The sequence below is a fragment of the Arminella tubonensis genome (assembly GCF_003240585.1).
In the GTDB taxonomy this organism is placed as follows: Bacteria; Pseudomonadota; Alphaproteobacteria; order Rhizobiales; family Rhizobiaceae; genus Rhizobium; species Rhizobium tubonense.
In genome coordinates this window covers 1-18,255 of record NZ_PCDP01000059.1, presented here as the reverse complement: position 1 = coordinate 18,255, position 18,255 = coordinate 1, and the positions used below count along the sequence as shown (strand labels likewise).

At 61.6% G+C, this 18,255-nt stretch carries 14 protein-coding genes; 10 read left to right on the top strand and 4 right to left on the bottom strand.

Annotated features, from left to right (window positions below; all coding sequences use genetic code 11):
- Positions 1 to 6: 6 nt before the first annotated feature.
- Positions 7 to 891, bottom strand: coding sequence for a methyltransferase domain-containing protein (locus tag CPY51_RS24515; RefSeq protein ID WP_111163213.1), 885 nt, complete (start codon positions 889 to 891; stop codon positions 7 to 9).
- A gap of 93 nt (positions 892 to 984) precedes the next feature.
- On the opposite strand from CPY51_RS24515, the gene CPY51_RS24510 reads away from it, so the two are divergent.
- Genes CPY51_RS24510 through CPY51_RS24495 form a run of 4 tightly spaced genes read left to right on the top strand, consistent with a single transcriptional unit; the run spans position 985 to position 3,356 of the window.
- Positions 985 to 1,773 (top strand): ComF family protein, encoded by a 789-nt coding sequence (locus CPY51_RS24510; RefSeq protein ID WP_111162832.1) that lies wholly within the window; start codon positions 985 to 987, stop codon positions 1,771 to 1,773.
- Positions 1,774 to 1,806: 33 nt separating this feature from the next.
- Positions 1,807 to 2,064, top strand: a complete 258-nt coding sequence (grxC, locus tag CPY51_RS24505; protein WP_111162831.1) for a glutaredoxin 3 — start codon at positions 1,807 to 1,809, stop codon at positions 2,062 to 2,064.
- Positions 2,065 to 2,073: 9 nt separating this feature from the next.
- Positions 2,074 to 2,931, top strand: coding sequence for a carbon-nitrogen hydrolase family protein (locus tag CPY51_RS24500; RefSeq protein ID WP_111162830.1), 858 nt, complete (start codon positions 2,074 to 2,076; stop codon positions 2,929 to 2,931).
- A complete protein-coding gene (locus tag CPY51_RS24495) occupies positions 2,928 to 3,356 on the top strand; it encodes a DUF1178 family protein (protein ID WP_111162829.1) in 429 nt (142 codons plus the stop codon). Before CPY51_RS24500 ends, CPY51_RS24495 begins: the two co-directional genes overlap by 4 nt.
- Before the next feature lie 186 nt (positions 3,357 to 3,542).
- On the opposite strand, the gene ubiG is transcribed toward CPY51_RS24495, so the two are convergent.
- Positions 3,543 to 4,322, bottom strand: coding sequence for a bifunctional 2-polyprenyl-6-hydroxyphenol methylase/3-demethylubiquinol 3-O-methyltransferase UbiG (ubiG, locus tag CPY51_RS24490; protein ID WP_111162828.1), 780 nt, complete (start codon positions 4,320 to 4,322; stop codon positions 3,543 to 3,545).
- A 52-nt stretch (positions 4,323 to 4,374) separates the two neighbouring features.
- Positions 4,375 to 4,779: a hypothetical protein gene (locus CPY51_RS24485; RefSeq protein ID WP_111162827.1), complete on the bottom strand. Its 405-nt coding sequence runs from the start codon at positions 4,777 to 4,779 to the stop codon at positions 4,375 to 4,377.
- A gap of 1,014 nt (positions 4,780 to 5,793) precedes the next feature.
- On the opposite strand from CPY51_RS24485, the gene CPY51_RS24480 reads away from it, so the two are divergent.
- The 6 genes from CPY51_RS24480 (at position 5,794) to clpB (ending at position 15,640) form a co-directional block, all read left to right on the top strand.
- Complete coding sequence (locus tag CPY51_RS24480) at positions 5,794 to 7,047, top strand: aspartate kinase (RefSeq protein ID WP_111162826.1); 1,254 nt, start codon at positions 5,794 to 5,796, stop codon at positions 7,045 to 7,047.
- 89 nt (positions 7,048 to 7,136) lie between these two features.
- Entirely contained in the window at positions 7,137 to 9,404 is a 2,268-nt protein-coding gene (ptsP, locus tag CPY51_RS24475; protein WP_111162825.1) for a phosphoenolpyruvate--protein phosphotransferase, read from the top strand.
- 47 nt (positions 9,405 to 9,451) lie between these two features.
- Positions 9,452 to 10,531 carry a peptide chain release factor 1 gene (gene prfA, locus CPY51_RS24470; protein WP_111162824.1) on the top strand — a complete coding sequence of 360 codons (1,080 nt, stop codon included), beginning with the start codon at positions 9,452 to 9,454 and terminating at the stop codon, positions 10,529 to 10,531.
- Positions 10,528 to 11,400, top strand: a complete 873-nt coding sequence (gene prmC, locus CPY51_RS24465) for a peptide chain release factor N(5)-glutamine methyltransferase (RefSeq protein WP_111162823.1) — start codon at positions 10,528 to 10,530, stop codon at positions 11,398 to 11,400. The genes prfA and prmC overlap by 4 nt, the downstream gene beginning before the upstream one ends.
- 339 nt (positions 11,401 to 11,739) lie before the next feature.
- On the top strand, positions 11,740 to 12,552 hold the full coding sequence (locus CPY51_RS24460; RefSeq protein WP_111162822.1) for a DUF4167 domain-containing protein: 813 nt from the start codon (positions 11,740 to 11,742) through the stop codon (positions 12,550 to 12,552).
- 487 nt (positions 12,553 to 13,039) lie between these two features.
- Positions 13,040 to 15,640 (top strand): ATP-dependent chaperone ClpB, encoded by a 2,601-nt coding sequence (gene clpB / locus CPY51_RS24450; protein WP_111162820.1) that lies wholly within the window; start codon positions 13,040 to 13,042, stop codon positions 15,638 to 15,640.
- Between the two features lie 166 nt (positions 15,641 to 15,806).
- Here the strand turns inward: clpB and CPY51_RS24445 are convergent, their stop codons facing one another.
- Positions 15,807 to 17,762: a M23 family metallopeptidase gene (locus tag CPY51_RS24445; protein ID WP_111162819.1), complete on the bottom strand. Its 1,956-nt coding sequence runs from the start codon at positions 17,760 to 17,762 to the stop codon at positions 15,807 to 15,809.
- Positions 17,763 to 18,255 lie beyond the last annotated feature (493 nt).

Genomic DNA, 18,255 nt, shown 5'->3' with positions numbered 1-18,255 from the left:
CCCAAACTATTGCTTCAGTCTATGCTCGTCGACCTTCAGGGCGTCGGCAAGTCGTGCCTTGGCGGAGCCAGGCTTCAGCGGCTTCTGCTGGCTCTCGTGCGGTGTCCAGCCCGAGGCATAGATGACCGAGAAGGTCGCTCGGATCCGCCCATCCGGGTCGGAATAGCGCTCCGCGTAGATTTCCGCTGCTCTCAGGAAGAATGCCCTCGTCAGCGGCCTGCGGCTGCGGTCGGAGAGCGGATTGGCCATACCCATCGCGCGCAGATCCTTCATTAGCGGAAACAGCGAGGCGTAGCGGACCGTGTAGCTCTCGGCGTCGATGACCGGCAGCGCGAAACCGGCGCGTTGCAGCAAGCCGCCGACGTCGCGGACGTCGGGAAATGGGATGACGCGCGGGCTGGCACCGCCGGTCATTTCTATTTCCGTTGCCAGCAGCACGTCGCGCAGTTCCTGCAATGTGCCGCTGCCGGGGATGGCCGCGAGAAAAAGCCCATCCGGTTTCAGCGCACGAGCGACCTGGATGAAAACGCCTGGTGTGTCGTTGGTCAGGTGCAAATTAAGCGGCGACAGGACAAGATTGACGGAGGCCGGCTCCAGCGGCAGCTTTTCGGGGTAGGCCAGCGTCAGGGTTTCGCCCGGTGCGGCAAATGCGGCATCGCTCTCGATGCGGGTCATATGGCCGATCTTGCCGGTCGCGATCGCTTGGCGCGCGGCGACGCCGGTGGCGCCATGCAACTCGACCGCCTCGTCGAACCTGCGCTCGACGACGGAAAGACGCTCTGCCAATTCTGCGGCGGCTATGTCGAGGAGAAAGGCTGCTTTCGGATCGCCCTGAAGCAGCGCGCGGCGTCGGTTGGCTGCAATCAGCCCTTGATCGAATACGATATCCATCGCGTCTTCCTGCATTTCCCAAGCTCCAGGGCCGGCTCCGTGCCCCGGTTTTTCCTTTCGCAAAGGCGCCAGGAAGGAGCTAATGTCAACCATATGGGGATGATCAAAACCGAAATCACGGCGTCGGCGTTGCGGACGATATTGCGGGCCGGCCTGATGCGACCCTGGACGCTGCTCGCCGATTTGCTCTATCCGCCCACTTGCGCCGGATGCGGCGTTTCGACGGGCCTGCATCGCAGCCTCTGCCCGAAATGCTGGTCGTCCGTCCGCTTCATCGAGCGGCCCTATTGCGAGGTGCTCGGCAGCCCGTTTTCCCATGATCTAGGGTCCGGGATATTGAGTGCGGAGGCGATCGCCGAGCCGCCGCCCTTCGATCGGCTGCGCTCGGCTGCCGTCCACGACGGCGTCATCCGCGATCTCGTGCATGGTCTCAAATATCGCGACAGGATCGACCTTGCGCCGATGATGGCGAGCTGGATGCTGCGGGCGAGCGACGGTGCCATTGCCGGTTGCGATGGCCTCATTCCGGTGCCGCTTCATCGGACACGGCTGTTTTCCCGCAAGTTCAATCAGGCGGCGGAACTTGCCCGCCATCTCGGACACCTGTCGGGCAAACCGTTGCTTGCCTCGACGCTTGTCCGCATCAAGCGGACGAGCCAGCAGATCGGTCTCGGCGCGAAGGCCCGCGAGAACAACGTACGCGGTGCCTTTGCGATCGCCAGCGGCCGCGATAACGATGTCTTCGGCCGGCGTATCGTTCTTGTCGACGACGTCTACACGACAGGCGCGACCGTTGCTGCGGCGACCCGTGCACTCAAGAAGGCAGGAGCCACCGATGTTACGGTTTTGACCTTTGCAAGGGCGCTCGGCGTGCTTATATGACAGGAAACCTGTCTTTCCTCTTCGGAGTTGATTATGGCATCCGTCGTTATCTATACGCGTGAATTCTGCGGTTATTGCGCCCGTGCGAAGGCTCTTCTTCAATCGAAGGGCGTCGAGTTTGTCGAACACAATGCGACCTACTCTCCAGACATGCGCCAGGAGATGATCGGCAAAGCCCATGGCCGCGCGACTTTTCCGCAGATATTCATCAATGAACAACATGTCGGCGGCTGCGACGAGCTGCATGCGCTCGATCGGGCCGGCAAGCTCGACCCGATGCTGGCGAACTGAGGAGCGATCATGACCTTCAAGGCAGCCGCAATCCAGATGTGCTCCGGCGTCGACCCCGAAAGGAACGCCGCCGATATGGTTCGCCTCGTCGGCGAGGCTGCGGCCCAGGGTGCGGTCTATGTGCAGACGCCAGAGATGACCGGTGCGGTCCAGAGGGATCGACCCGGCCTGCGGGCAGTTCTCCGGGACGAGGCCAACGACATCATCGTCAAGACCGCGGCGGACCTTGCCCGGGAGCTCGGCATCTTCCTGCATATCGGATCGACGGCGATCGCGCTCGATGACGGCAAGATCGCCAATCGCGGCTTCCTGTTCGGACCGGACGGCGTGCTCGTCAACCGCTACGACAAGATCCACATGTTCGACGTCGATCTCGACAATGGCGAGAGCTGGCGGGAGAGCGCCGTCTATCGTCCGGGCTCGGAGGCGCGCATCGCCTCGCTGCCCTTTGCCGAGCTGGGTTTCTCGATCTGCTACGACGTGCGTTTTCCACAGTTGTTCCGCGCCCAGGCGGTTGCCGGTGCTGAGGTGATGACCGTTCCCGCAGCGTTCACGAAGCAGACCGGCGAGGCGCACTGGGAGATTCTCCTGCGGGCGCGCGCCATCGAAAACGGCCTTTTCGTCATCGCGGCGGCGCAGGCCGGCGTTCACGAGGATGGGCGCGAGACCTTTGGCCATTCGATGATCATCGATCCCTGGGGCAAGGTGCTGGCATCGGCCGGCGGCACCGGTGAAGCTGTCGTCGTGGCAGAGATCGACATCTCGGCGGTGAAGGCTGCCCACGACAAGATACCCAATCTGAAAAATGCCCGCGAATTCTCGCTGGAAAAGATCGCGGCCCCGGCGTCTGGAGGCGTTGCCGCGTGATCCGTTACGCATTGAGCTGTGACAATGCCCATGAGTTCGAAGGATGGTTTTCCGAGAGCGCTGATTTCGGCCGCCAGGTCGAGAGCGGCTTTCTGACCTGTCCCGTCTGCGGTTCGTCGGCTATCTCCAAGATGCTGATGACGCCGTCTGTTTCCACGGCCCGCAAGAAGCAGGAGCTGCAGACGCTTGCGATGGACGCGGCGCAGAAGGAAACGATCGCCAAGTTCAAGGAGGCTGTTGCCGCCATCAAGGCCAACGCCGAGGATGTCGGCACGAAATTTCCGGAAGAGGCTCGCAAGATCCACTATGGCGAAGCCGACGCTCGCGGGATTATCGGACAGGCCACGCCGACCGAGGCTCGTGCCCTGATCGACGAAGGCATTGAAATCGCAGCAATTCCAACGCTGCCGGATGACGTGAACTGATATGGGCGGCGCCCGACGGGGCTTGGCCGGTCAGCGCGGCATGAATATTTACGTGACGAAGCCCCACTTGGCCTTCACCTTCAAATAGCCCGCTGGCAGCAGCGTTACGCCGACGGGATATTCTCAATCATATCCCGTCGCCTGAAATGTAGCACGACCCCACGGGCGGGGGATTTATCGACTGCTTCACACGTCCCGCTTGGCCACCATCATGTAGTTCACGTCCATGTCTTTCGACAAATGCCACTGGTTGTGCAGCGGATTGAAGAAGACGCCGGTGCGGGCGATGATTTCCATGCCGCCTGATACGAGCGGCTTTTCGATCTCTTCCGGGCGCACCAGCTTTTCATATTGATGGGTGCCGCGCGGCAGCCAGCGCAGGACGTTTTCCGCAGCGAAGATCGCAAGTGCCGCCGCCTTCATCGTGCGGTTGATGGTGGCGACGAACATCAGCCCGCCGGGGCGCACCATCTTTGCGCAGGTCGCAAGGAAGAATTCGACATCGGCGACATGCTCGACGACTTCCATGTTGAGGACGATATCGAAGGTTTCACCGGCTTCTGCCAGCTGCTCGGCGGTGACGGCGCGATAGTCGACCGTGATGCCTGACGCTTTGGCGTGCGTCGAGGCGATGCCGATGTTTTTCTCCGACGGGTCGGCGCCGACGACCTCGGCTCCCATTCGGGCAATCGGCTCCGACAGGAGGCCGCCGCCGCAGCCGATATCGAGCACGCGCAAGCCTTCGAGCGGCCGGGGCGACCTGGCGTCGCGGCCAAAGTTTTCGGCGACGCGATCGCGGATATAGGCAAGGCGGACCGGGTTGAACTTGTGCAGCGGCTTGAATTTTCCCGTCGGGCTCCACCATTCGGCTGCCATCGCGGAAAAGCGATCCACTTCGCCCTGGTCGACGGTAGTCTTTGCCTGATCTGGGGCTTTGGCCTTTGGTATCCCCGCCGGTTCGCTCATGGTCTGGCTCCTTGTCTAGTGACGATTGAAGTCGGACGATCGGGCGAGGAAGTCAAGGGGCGGGAACAACCGCGGCTAATGTCCAGGTCCTCGCCTTGACGGCGCGGTCGAAATGCACCCCTTTCAAGGGCCGCCCTTCGCGCATTTCGGAGATCCTCTTGATCTCCGCCTGGAAGGCCGCAAACAGTCGATCGTCGCCGAGAATGATGCAGAGGGGAAGATTGACACAGGCACGGCCGGAAAGACCGAGAGCCTGTTGGGCACGCACATGGCCCATCTGCCGCTCGGAGGGGATGGCCGGCCCGGTACATTTGCCATCACGCCTGCATTTGCGGATCCGGCATGCGAAGTAGGGTGTGAGAAGCATGGTGGCCGCGACACGGCAGCGCGCCTCATGATGGGCGGCTCGCTCTTTCTCGTAGGCGCTAAAATCAATATTGGGGGTCGTCTTGCTCATCGCCTTGTTCCCTGTGGTTTGTCCTGGGTGAGAGACTCGTCCCCCGTTTGCGCACCGACTTTCGGCCACGCGATGGAATCCATCCGTGTTTGAAGAGAATGAGATCGGCCGGGACACATCGAATGCCCTGGGTGTTGAATAGTTTAAGTGACACTCGATGTGCCCCGTTCGGTGGTTTTTATCCGCAACTGCAGATCCTCTGGGAGATGGCGCGGTTGTCGCCATCCCGTATGTGCCAATGCAGGGCACGCCCCGCCCTGTTTCAGGCGGGAGGGGATCGTTTTCTGCGGACCCATCCTGAAGCGCCCCGCGTCAAGGCCACCCCAGAAAGCACCGGCCCCACCTCGCCGGCAACGCAGACCGGTGTATCCGAGGGTGGAACGCGGAGAGTATAGGCACGGGCGGAGGGAGCGGGGAAAACGGCGATGTGATTCCCTTGAAAAGATTGACGGACGGAGCCACAACGCCCTCCTCTGTCAGCTGCGCTGACATCTCCCCCACGGGTGGGGAGATTGGAGGATGCCGCGCCCTCGGCATATTGATCTCCCCCCTTGTGGGGGAGATGTCGGCCCGGCCGACAGAGGGGGGTCTCCAGGCGTGAGCTATCTTAATCAACGCAGAATCTCAACAAAGCGCCTCTCGCCGTGCCGCCCCCTCATCGCCTCGCTGTGCTCGGCACTTCTCCCCGAGGGGAGAAGGGGCAGATGCCGCGCCCTCGTCAGATTGATCTCCCCCCTTGTGGGGGAGATGTCGGCCGGGCCGACAGAGGGGCGTCTCCAGGCGAGGGTCGAATGGCTGAACCGGAACAGCCCGTTGGGAGGGGCACGGCAGCCAGCATCCCCATTGCCTCGCCTTCACAAACTCGCTATGAGACGCCGCAAATTGGCGTTTTGGTTTTCGGGATGTTTGGGCATGGTGAAAGCCATGGTTTTCACGGCCTCGACGCAGACCGAGCGATAAGGTTTTCGGGCGCTTCGGGCAAGAAGCATCCAGCATGGGTACCGGTAGAGGCTAATGGCACGCATTGTGATGAAATTCGGCGGCACGTCCGTCGCAGACATGGACCGCATTCGCAACGTCGCCCGCCATGTAAAACGCGAGGTCGATGCCGGCCATGAAGTCGCGGTCGTCGTTTCCGCAATGTCCGGCAAGACCAACGAGCTCGTCAGCTGGACCCGCGACGCCTCGCCGATGCACGATGCGCGTGAATATGACAGCGTCGTTGCGTCGGGCGAGCAGGTGACTTCGGGGCTGCTCGCGATTGCGCTGCAGCATCTCGGCATCAATGCGCGGTCGTGGCAGGGCTGGCAGATTCCGATCAAGACCGACAATGCCCATGGGGCGGCACGCATCCTCGAGATCAACGGCGACGAGATCGTCCGCCGGATGGGCGAGGGGCAGGTTGCCGTCGTTGCCGGCTTTCAAGGTCTCGGGCCTGATAACCGGATTTCGACGCTTGGGCGTGGTGGTTCCGATACTTCGGCGGTGGCTATTGCTGCTGCCGTCAAGGCCGATCGCTGCGACATCTATACCGATGTCGACGGCGTCTACACGACCGATCCGCGCATCGAGCCCAAGGCGCGGCGCCTGAAGAAAATCGCTTTCGAGGAAATGCTTGAAATGGCATCGCTCGGAGCCAAGGTATTGCAGGTGCGCTCGGTCGAGCTTGCCATGGTCTTCAAGGTCCGCACCTTCGTGCGCTCATCATTCGAGGACCCCGATGCGCCGGGCATGGGCGACCTCTTGAACCCGCCCGGAACGCTGATTTGTGACGAGGAAGAAATCGTGGAACAGGAAGTAGTCACCGGCATCGCCTATGCCAAGGATGAAGCCCAGATATCGCTCCGGCGCCTGGCGGACCGGCCGGGTGTATCGGCTGCGATCTTCGGACCGCTCGCCGAGAACCACATCAATGTCGACATGATCGTCCAGAACATCTCCGAGGACGGGTCGAAGACCGACATGACCTTCACCGTGCCGTCGGGTGACGTCGAAAAGGCGATCCGGGTGCTGTCGGAGCACAAGGGCGGTATCGGCTACGATGTCATCCAGCACGAATCGGGCCTGGTCAAAGTCTCCGTCATCGGCATCGGGATGCGTTCGCATGCCGGCGTTGCTGCGAGCGCTTTCCGTGCACTTGCTGAAAAAGGCATCAACATCAAAGCTATCACCACCTCGGAAATCAAGATTTCCATTCTTATCGACGGTGCTTATGCTGAACTCGCAGTCAGGACTTTGCATTCCTGCTACGGTCTGGATAAGAGTTGAATAAGCATCGGGCGATGTAGACCGTAACGGGCAATCGTTTCGGCCTGCCCACTCCGGCGTGATTTCTTGATTTCGGGAGTAGTGACGCAATGAGAGACCTATCCGGCGGTCCACGCGTTCTGCTCAAGCGGCTGCGCGAACTGATGGCGGAGCCGCTCGAGCCGCAGGAGCGCCTTGACCGGATCGTTCGCCAGATCGCCAGCAACATGGTCGCGGAAGTGTGCTCGACCTACGTGCTGCGCGCCGACGGCGTGCTCGAACTCTACGCCACCGAGGGCTTGAACAAGGACGCCGTCCACCTTGCGCAATTGAAGATGGGGCAGGGCCTTGTCGGCACCATCGCCGCGTCCGCCCAGCCGCTCAATCTGTCCGATGCGCAGTCGCATCCCGCTTTCCGCTACCTGCCTGAAACGGGCGAAGAGATTTTCCATTCCTTCCTCGGCGTGCCGATTCTTCGGGCCGGGCGCTCGCTTGGCGTTCTGGTCGTGCAGAACAAGGCCAGCCGGACCTATCGCGACGAGGAGCTCGAGGCGCTCGAGACGACGGCAATGGTACTTGCCGAGATGATCGCCACCGGCGAACTGAAGAAGCTCACGAAGCCGGGCCTCGAGCTCGATCTTACCCGATCCGTCACCATCGACGGCGACAGCTACAATGACGGCGTGGGTCTCGGCTATGTCGTGCTGCACGAGCCGCGCATCGTCGTCACCAATCTTCTGAACGAGGATACCGAGAAGGAAATCCGGCGCCTCGCCGATGCGCTCGGGAGCCTGCGGATATCTATCGACGACATGCTGTCGCGCCGCGACGTGTCGATGGAGGGCGAGCATCGCGACGTTCTCGAGACCTACCGCATGTTTGCCCACGACCAGGGCTGGGTGCGCAAGCTTGAAGAAGCGGTGCGCAACGGCCTGACGGCGGAAGCTGCCGTCGAAAAGGTGCAGAGCGACACCAAGGCGCGGATGATGCGCCTGACCGATCCTTATCTTCGCGAGCGGATGCATGATTTCGAGGATCTGGCCAATCGATTGCTGCGCCAGCTGACCGGCTATACCGCGAAAACCGCGGCCGAGGGCTTTCCGAACGACGCGGTGATCTTTGCGCGCGCCATGGGCGCCGCCGAACTGCTCGATTATCCGCGCGCCAATATTCGCGGGCTCGTGCTCGAAGAGGGTGCAGTCACCAGCCATGTGGTCATCGTGGCGCGGGCGATGGGTATTCCTGTCGTCGGCCAGGCGGCGGGCGTCGTGGCGCTGGCGGAAAACGGCGATTCAGTCATCATCGACGGGGACGAGGGGCACGTGCACCTGCGGCCGATGGCGGATCACCAGCGCTCCTATGAAGAGAAGGTGCGGTTTCGCGCCCGTCGGCAGGAGCAATTCCGGGCGCTGCGCTCGGTCGAGCCGGTCACCAAGGACGGGCAGCGCATTTCGCTGCTGATGAACGCCGGGCTGCTGGTCGACCTGCCGCAACTTGCCGAATCCGGCGCGGAGGGCATCGGCCTCTTCCGCACCGAGCTGCAGTTCATGATCGCTTCGACCATGCCGAAGTCCGAGGAGCAGGAGAGTTTCTACCGCAATGTCATAAAGCAGGCGGGCGGGCGCGTCGTCACTTTCCGCACGCTCGATATCGGTGGCGACAAGGTGGTGCCGTATTTCAGGGGGCATGAGGAAGAGAACCCGGCGCTCGGATGGCGGGCCATCCGGCTGTCGCTCGATCGACCGGGGCTGCTACGGACGCAGCTTCGCGCCATGCTCAAGGCGTCGGCGGATGGCGAATTGAAGATGATGGTGCCGATGGTCACGGAGGTTTCCGAGATCAAGGCGGTGCGCGAGCTGCTGCAGAAGGAAGTGCAGCATCTCTCGCGCTTCGGCCATGCGCTGCCGCGCAAGCTGCAGTTCGGCGCGATGCTGGAAGTGCCGGCGCTGTTGTGGCAGCTCGACGAGCTGATGGATGCGGTCGACTTCGTCTCGGTCGGCTCGAACGACCTCTTCCAGTTCTCGATGGCGGTCGACCGGGGAAATGCCCGCGTTTCCGACCGCTTCGACGTGCTCGGCCGGCCGTTCCTTCGCATCCTGCGCGACATTGTCCGGGCGGGCGCCAGAAACAAGACGCCGGTGACGCTCTGCGGCGAGCTGGCGGGTAAGACGATCTCCTCGATGGCGCTGATGGGCATCGGGTTTCGTTCGGTGTCGATGTCGCCGGCCTCGATCGGCCCGGTCAAGGCGATGCTGCTCGGGCTCGATGTCGGTGCGCTCTCCAAGGTCATGGAAGAGGCGCTCGACGATACGCATTCGACGAGATCGATGCGCGAAATCCTTGTCGAGTTTGCCGAGAGCCACAATATTCCGCTCTGAAAAACTCAAGAAGAATTCAGAAGCAATAAAAAGAATTGGAGTGAAGGGTGGCAACACTTCCCGTTGAAAAGATGCGCGAGCTGGAGCGCCGCTTCGGCGAGATCGAGGCCCGCATGTCGGCCGGTCCGCCTGCTGATGTCTACGTCAAGCTTGCATCGGAATATTCGGAACTGCAGCCCGTCGTCGCGAAGATCCGCGACTACGAGAAGGCGCTTGCCGAAATGGCGGACCTCGAAGCCATGCTCGCCGACAAATCGGTCGATCGCGAGATGCGGGATCTGGCCGAGACGGAGCTGCCTGGGGTCAAGGCAAGTATCGAGACGCTCGAGACCGATATCCAGATCCTGCTGTTGCCGAAGGATGCCGCCGACGAGAAGAGCGCGATCCTTGAAATTCGCGCCGGCACCGGCGGCTCCGAAGCGGCACTGTTTGCCGGCGATCTCTTCCGCATGTACGAGCGGTTTGCGTCTGTTAACGGCTGGAAGGTGGAAATCCTCTCGGCCAGCGACGGCGACGCCGGCGGCTACAAGGAAGTCATCGCGACGATCACCGGCAAGGGCGTGTTCTCGCGGCTGAAGTTCGAATCCGGGGTTCATCGCGTGCAGCGGGTTCCCGATACGGAAGCCAGCGGCCGCATCCATACGTCGGCGGCAACCGTCGCCGTCCTGCCCGAAGCCGAGGAAATCGACATCGAGATCCGCCAGGAAGACATCCGCATCGATACCATGCGCTCGTCCGGCGCCGGCGGCCAGCACGTCAACACGACGGACTCGGCGGTGCGCATCACGCATCTGCCGTCCGGCATCGTTGTGACGAGCTCGGAGAAATCGCAGCACCAGAACCGTGCCAAGGCGATGCAGGTTCTGCGCTCGCGGCTGTTCGACATGGAGCGCCAGCGCGCCGACAGCGAGCGCTCGGCCGACCGCAAGAGCCAGGTCGGCTCCGGCGACCGGTCAGAGCGGATACGAACCTATAATTTCCCGCAGGGACGGATGACCGACCACCGCATCAACCTGACGCTCTACAAGCTCGACCGGATGATGGAAGGCGACCTTGACGAGGTGGTCAATGCGCTGCTCGCCGACTATCAGGCAAGCCAGCTGGCCCAGCTCGGCGCGCAGCAATGAGCGGCGCAAGCCGGACGATCGCCGAGCTCTTGAAAGACGCGCGCAACCGGTTTGAAGATGCTGGGCTTGATGATCCGGCCGTCGAGGCACGGGTGTTGATCTCGGGGTTGCTCGGGCTGTCTTCGACCGATCTCGTGACGCGCGGCAACGAGGCCGTCGCGGACGAGCAGGATCAGGCGGTTCGAGCGGCTATCGAGCGTCGCCTTTTGCACGAACCCGTGCATCGCATCCTCGGGGAGCGCGAGTTCTACGGACTGCCGCTCAGGCTGTCCCCGGCAACGCTGGAGCCGAGGCCCGATACGGAAATCCTTGTTGACAGCGTGCTCGAACATGCGCGACGTCTTGCATCGATGCATGAGAGTATCCACATATTGGATCTCGGGACCGGCACCGGTGCGATCTGCCTGGCGCTTCTGAGCGAATGCCCGCAGGCGACCGGAACGGGCAGCGACATTTCGCAGGAGGCGCTTGAGACCGCAAGGGCGAACGCCGAGCGCAATGGCCTTGGAGATCGGTTCGCAACCGTTGAAAGCAACTGGTTCGAGGCCATTCACGGTCGATTTCATGTGATTGTCTCAAATCCGCCCTATATACAGTCGAGTGTCATCAGCACTCTCGCTCCAGAAGTGAAGATGTTTGATCCTTCAGCAGCACTCGATGGCGGCCAAGACGGCCTTGATGCATACCGGGCAATCGCTGTGGATGCGGGTCGTTTTTTGCATCAAGACGGTGTTATCGGCGTGGAGATCGGCTACGATCAACGTGTCGCGGTAACGGCAATCTTTGAAGAGCAGGGTTTCACCCTGATCGAAGCTGCCCGCGACTATGGTCATAACGATAGGGCGCTGTTGTTTCAGCAGAAAGACTAAAGATGGCAAACGGCGGCCGCGTTTCGGGCTTTGTTGCCATAGCGAAGAAAAGGCTTGGATTTCCTGAGGAAGCGATATAGGTTGCGCTCACGCGTTGGGCAGCCGGAGATGAATGGAGATTCGTTCTTTCTTTGGAAGCCTCGGGGTCCACTCTCTTGAAAGAGTGTCGAAGGTTGAAAACAACCCAATGCGTGATTCAGTTAATCTGACGTAGTGTAGCGGCAGACGGGCATAGTCCCAGTTTGCTTGCGGCACGCAGGCCTTGGCGCGGCGTTTTCCGGCCACGGCGGCAGGTGCCGCGCAAATTCATCATAACAAGAGAATTCAGGTGAAGGATCTATGAGGCCAGGACAGCAGAACAAGCGCGGTCGAGGGCGTGGCAACAACGGCGGCGGCAGCGGCGGAAGCAGCAACAACAGCAGCAACAATAACAACAATTTTAACCGCAAGGGCTCAAACCCGCTGACCAGGACCTACGACAGCTCCGGTCCCGACGTTAAAATTCGTGGAACCGCGCAGCATATTGCCGAAAAATATTCGACGCTTGCCCGGGATTCCCACAGCTCCGGCGACCGCGTCATGGCGGAAAACTATCTTCAGCACGCTGAGCACTACTATCGCATCATTGCCGCCGCTCAGGCGCAGATGCAGGAACGCTTCCAGCGTGACGACCGTCCGGAATTCAACGATCGCGACGGCAACGAGCGCGATATGGATGACATGGACGGCGGAGACATGGACGACCAGCCAATGTCCCTGGAACCTGCCTATCGCAACCCGCCGCAGCCGCAACAACAGCGTGAGCAGCAGGAGCCCAGGCAGCAGCATGAGCCGAGGCAACAACAGGAGCCCCGACACCAGGAGCCCAGGCAGCAACAGCCGAGGCAACAGCAGCACCATCAGGTCGCAGCTCCGGCACCTGCTCCTGAAGTGATTGATGGAACCGGGCCGCAGCCTGTTATCGACGGGATTCCGGCAGAGGTCGCGATTGGAGAAGAGACCCCTTCTGCTCCTCGCCAGCCGCGTCGTAGAAACCCGACGAATCGTCCGCGTCGCCAGCCGCGTCTGACTGCCGAAGGCGATGACGCCGGGGCTGAAAAAGGCGGCGAAGATTCCGGCCCACCGGCCCTTGCCGACGTGACTTCCGAATAGAGCAGGTGAGAATCCCGGTCCTTCCGGGGTCAGACTGGCTTAAACCACGGCTCCTCAGCTCGCCGTCATCCTCGGGCTTGTCCCGAGGATCTGCCGTAGCTCATCCGATCGCAGATGCTCGGGACAAGCCCGAGCATGACGGAAGGCTGGAAGTCTTGCCAGCTGCGTCTGACTGCCGAAGGCGATGACGCCGGGGCTGAAAAAGGCGGCGAAGATTCCGGCCCACCGGCCCTTGCCGACGTCACCTCGGAATAAGTTCCCTCCGGGCTTAGCGCCCTGGTTCCATGAACAATCAAAAACCCCGGCCTGGCCGGGGTTTTTCGTTGTTTGCGCTCTTTAAACATTCAAAGTCGTGACCCATATCCTGCGATGAAGTTGCTTGGCCGCAAATCTTAATGCGGGACAAGCGGGGCCAGCCTTTTCAGGGGGCTCGATCTCAATCATCGTTCCGCGCCATAATGGGCGGAGCGATCCGTGGAGGTACGATATGGATATCGAAAAATACTCGGAGCGGGTTCGCGGTTTTCTGCAATCCGCACAGACCAATGCGCTGGCTCAAGGCCACCAGCAATTCGCGCCCGAACATGTGCTCAAGGTGCTTCTGGACGACGATCAGGGCATGGCAGCATCGCTGATCGACCGTGCGGGCGGCGACGCCAAGGCGGCGCGTTTCGCCAATGACGCGGCTCTTGCCAAGATGCCGAAGGTGTCCGGCGGCAACGGGCAGGTCTATCTTTCACAGCCACTCGCGAAGGTTTTCGCGACGGCGGAAGAGGCGGCAAAGAAATCCGGCGACAGCTTCGTCACCGTCGAGCGCCTGTTGCAGGCACTGGCGATGGAATCGAGCGCGTCGACATCGACGACCCTGAAGAACGCCGGCGTCACGCCGATTGCGCTCAATCAGGTGATCAACGACATTCGAAAGGGCCGCACAGCCGACAGTTCCAACGCGGAACAGGGCTTCGAAGCCTTGAAGAAATATGCCCGCGATCTGACGGCCGAGGCCCGCGAAGGCAGGCTCGATCCCGTGATCGGCCGCGATGACGAAATCCGCCGCACCATCCAGGTCCTTTCGCGGCGCACCAAGAACAATCCCGTTCTGATCGGCGAGCCCGGCGTCGGCAAGACGGCGATCGTCGAGGGACTGGCGCTGCGCATCGTCAACGGCGACGTGCCGGAATCGCTGAAAGACAAGAAGCTCATGGCGCTCGACATGGGCGCACTGATTGCCGGTGCAAAGTTTCGCGGTGAATTCGAGGAGCGGCTGAAGGCCGTGCTCAACGAAGTGCAGTCCGAAAACGGCGAGATCATTCTCTTCATCGACGAGATGCACACGCTGGTCGGCGCGGGCAAGGGCGATGGCGCGATGGACGCGTCCAACCTGCTGAAGCCGGCGCTTGCGCGCGGGGAGCTGCACTGCGTTGGCGCGACGACGCTCGACGAATACCGCAAGCATGTGGAAAAGGACCCGGCGCTCGCCCGGCGTTTCCAGCCGGTCATGGTCAACGAGCCGACCGTCGAGGACACGATCTCGATCCTGCGTGGGTTGAAGGAAAAATACGAGCAGCATCACAAGGTGCGCATCGCCGATGCCGCGCTGGTTGCGGCTGCGACCTTGTCGAACCGCTATATCACCGACCGTTTCCTGCCTGACAAGGCCATCGACCTGATGGACGAAGCCGCGGCACGCCTGCGCATGCAGGTGGATTCCAAACCGGAGGAGCTCGACGAACTCGACCGTCGCGTCATCCAGCTGAAGATCGAACGCGAAGCGCTGAAGAAGGAGACCGATCAGGCTTCGGCCGATCGGCTGGAGCGGCTCGATCTCGAGTTGACCGGTCTCGAAGAGGAAGCCGACGCGTTGACCGCCCGCTGGCAGGCGGAAAAGCAGAAGCTCGGGCTTGCCGCCGACCTGAAGAAACAGCTCGACGACGCGCGAAACGAACTGGCGATCGCCCAGCGCAAGGGAGAATTCCAGCGCGCCGGCGAGCTCACCTATGGGGTGATCCCGAAGCTCGAGAAGGAACTTGCCTCCTCCGAGGCGCAGGACGGAAAACGTGATTCGATGGTCCAGGAGGTCGTGACCCCCGACAACATCGCCCACATCGTCTCGCGCTGGACCGGCATCCCGGTCGAGAAGATGCTCGAAGGCCAGAAGGAGAAGCTTCTGCGCATGGAAGACGAGTTGGCAAAATCCGTGATCGGCCAGGGCGACGCCGTCCAGGCTGTGTCGCGGGCCGTTCGCCGCGCCCGCGCCGGGCTGCAGGATCCGAACAGGCCGATCGGCTCGTTCATCTTCCTCGGGCCAACCGGCGTCGGCAAGACGGAGCTGACGAAGGCCCTGGCCCGGTTCCTGTTCGACGACGATACCGCGATGGTTCGCATGGATATGTCGGAATACATGGAGAAGCACTCCGTTGCCCGGCTGATCGGTGCGCCTCCGGGATATGTCGGATATGAGGAAGGTGGGGCGCTGACTGAAGCGGTTCGCCGCCGGCCCTATCAGGTCGTGCTGTTCGACGAGATCGAAAAGGCCCATCCCGACGTCTTCAACGTCCTGCTCCAGGTGCTGGACGACGGACGGTTGACGGACGGGCAGGGGCGCACGGTCGATTTCCGCAACACGATGATCATCATGACCTCGAACCTTGGCTCGAAATATCTGACCAATCTTGGCGAAAACGATGACAGCGATGCGGTTCGCGAACTGGTCATGAACGACGTCCGCGAACATTTCCGGCCGGAGTTCCTTAACCGGATAGACGAGATCATCCTCTTCCACCGCCTGAAGCGGGAGGAGATGGGCGCGATCGTCGATATCCAGCTGAAGCGGCTGGTCACACTGCTGTCGGAACGCAAGATCACGCTCGAGCTTGATGACGATGCCCGCAACTGGCTTGCCAACAAGGGCTATGATCCGGTCTACGGCGCGAGGCCGCTGAAGCGCGCGATCCAGAAATACGTGCAGGATCCGCTCGCAGAGCAGATCCTCTCGGGGCAGGTGCCGGAAAATTCGGTGGTGAAAGTCACCAGCGGCTCCGACCGCCTGCTGTTCCGGCCACGTCACGCGGTCGGCGAAGCGGCCTAATGGCTTTGGCCAAGGGGATGGCGGCTTCGATGCCGCCATTCGTCTGTTGAAAAACCAGGCTCGCTGATTGGCGTCATCCTCGGCCTTGTGCCGAGGATCTGCTGTTTTGCGACGACATCAGGCGTGGTAGATGCTCGGGACAGGCCCGAGCATGACGCGGGTGGTTTTACTGCTTGCTCGCAACCTGCTTCGACTTCTCGTCGCTGAGAAGGCTGTCGATGCGCGTTCGTTCCTGCTCGAATTTTGCCAGCGCCTCGCCGTCCAGCGATTTGCCGCCCGGCAAGCGTATGCGAAGCGGATCGACCTTGGTGCCGTTGACGATCAGCTCGTAGTGAAGATGCGCGCCGCTGGCGAGACCGGTCGCGCCGATAAAGCCGATGACCTGGCCCTGGACCACCTTGGCGCCGGGGACCACGTTCTTGGCGATGGCGCTCTGGTGATTGTAGGAGGAAACGTAGCCGTTGGCGTGGCGGATCAGGGTCTGGTTGCCGAAGCCGCCCGAGTCCCAACCGGCTTTTTCGACGATGCCATTGCCGGCGGCGATGATCGGTGTGCCGCGGGGCGCTGCCCAGTCGACGCCGGTGTGCATGCGGGCAAAGCCGAGGATCGGGTGACGGCGCATGCCGAAGCCCGAAGTAAAGACGCCGTTCGGAACGGGATTTCGCAGCAGGAACTGCCTGATGCTTTTGCCGTCTTCGTTGAAGTAGTCGATCGAATGGTCATCCGGATCTTCGAACCGATAGAAGCGGGTGACCGTGTCGCCAAAACGGGCGTTGACGTACAGAAGCTCGCTGTCGGCGGTCGCCTTGCCATCCTTGTCGGTGACGGAGAAAAAGGCCTCTAGACTGTCCGTCGGCTTGAGCTGGGCCTGGAAGTCGACGTTGCTGGCGAGCAGCTTGACGATCTGGGCGATCATCTCCTTGGTCATGCCGTAGCTGAGCCCAGCACGATAGACGCCGTCATAGACACGCGGCAGGTCGCGGCCGACCGAACTCGGTGGCGCATCACTGTCAAAGGCGGTGGCGATCGCATCCAGCGTCGGCGGCTCCGATCCGGCAACGAAGTTACCGGCGTCGTCCTGCGCGATGGTCAGCAGATGTCTGCTGCCGCGATAGATGCTGGCGCGGATAATGCTCGCGTGTTCGCCTTTCTGAATGATGCCGATACGCAGGACGTCGCCGCTATCAAGCGTCGAAGAGCCGAAGAGCGGCTCGATCCGGTCTGCAATGTCTGACGCGTCGGACTTAGGATACCCGGCACTGACCAGTGCATCGGAAATCGGCGTCCGCTCGCGCACGGGGATGATATCGTCGGCATATTCGGGCATTTGCGATGTCACCTGCTCCGGCGCCGAGACCGACATGTTCTCCTCGACGATCTTGGCCGCAAGGCCGGCCGTCAGATCGACATCGTTGTCATCGGCGGCGAAGCGGCGCGGGTCGACATAGTAGAGGGCCGAGAGCTGGGTATTGCCGTCCGTCAGGATCGAGCCGTTGGAGCGGACGTTTTCCTCGACCTCGTCCAGCGACATCGAGCCGGCGAGGGGGAAAGGCTGGTCCTTCAGCGGAAAGGGGATCGTCTTGAGGCTGACTTCGGATTCCACGTCCGAGCCGTAGAGGGCGCCGGTATGGTTGACGGCGGCCGGGATATTGTCGTCGGCCGAAAAGATGGCCAGAGGATCGAAGGCCGGATAGTCTTCCGAGGTGACGTGGTTGGCGGCGAGCGCCATCTTCACATGAGCGAAGGGCTGGCGGCGAACGACTTCCTTCTCGCCGTCGCGCACGACGGTCGAGACTTCCAGGATACTGCGGTCGGAGGGTTTGGCGGCAATGGCGTTTGGCACCAGGCGTCCACCGCGGCTGACGGTAGTGTCCTCGCTGCCGCCACGGCTGCTGGCAGCGTCTGCGGCCGCATAGGCCTCCGCGGGTATGGCGAGCTGCTGGCGTCCGTCGAGGGCGGCAAAGAGAGCCACGCCCATCAGCACGCTCGAGGTGATGCCGGTGAGGAAGGTGCCCGAGAGCCAGCGAAGCGATACTTCACGCCGATCAGGCGCGCGTCTGCCGTCAGCCAGGATTGGCGGCTCATCGCCGAGCGATCGGAGCATCATCTTGTCCGTCAGCATGCCAATTCCGGTCCGGTTCCTTCATATGGTGACGCAAAGCTGGGCGAGAGATGTGCATATTTATCGCCGACGAGTCAAATTTAGGGCCGGTCGCAGCGAAGGCGTGGACCTCAGCGAAACGCGGCCACCCAAGGCAAGAGCGCGCAAATGCCATCGATCGGGCGCGCTGCCGGAATGGGCAATATCATTCGCGTGCCTATATCACGGCAGTGGAGGGGCTTCGTCGCGGCGCTTTCGCCCGAACGGATGCCTCCTTCAGTCGCCGAGCAGGGCATGTTTTCCACAGCCGAAAAAATTCCGTTTTATATCAATGGCTTGTAGAATTTTTCTATTTTTTAAAAATGCCGTGTTGACTAGTTCGCAGGCTAGGGTCTATAAGCCCGATCACTGACGAGGGCGGCGGCGCTGCTGGCGACGAACTGCTTCGTTCTAGGGTTTCTTGAGAAACTGATGGACGGGACTGGGGTGATTTGCTGGAAGGCGGTTGTCTCGT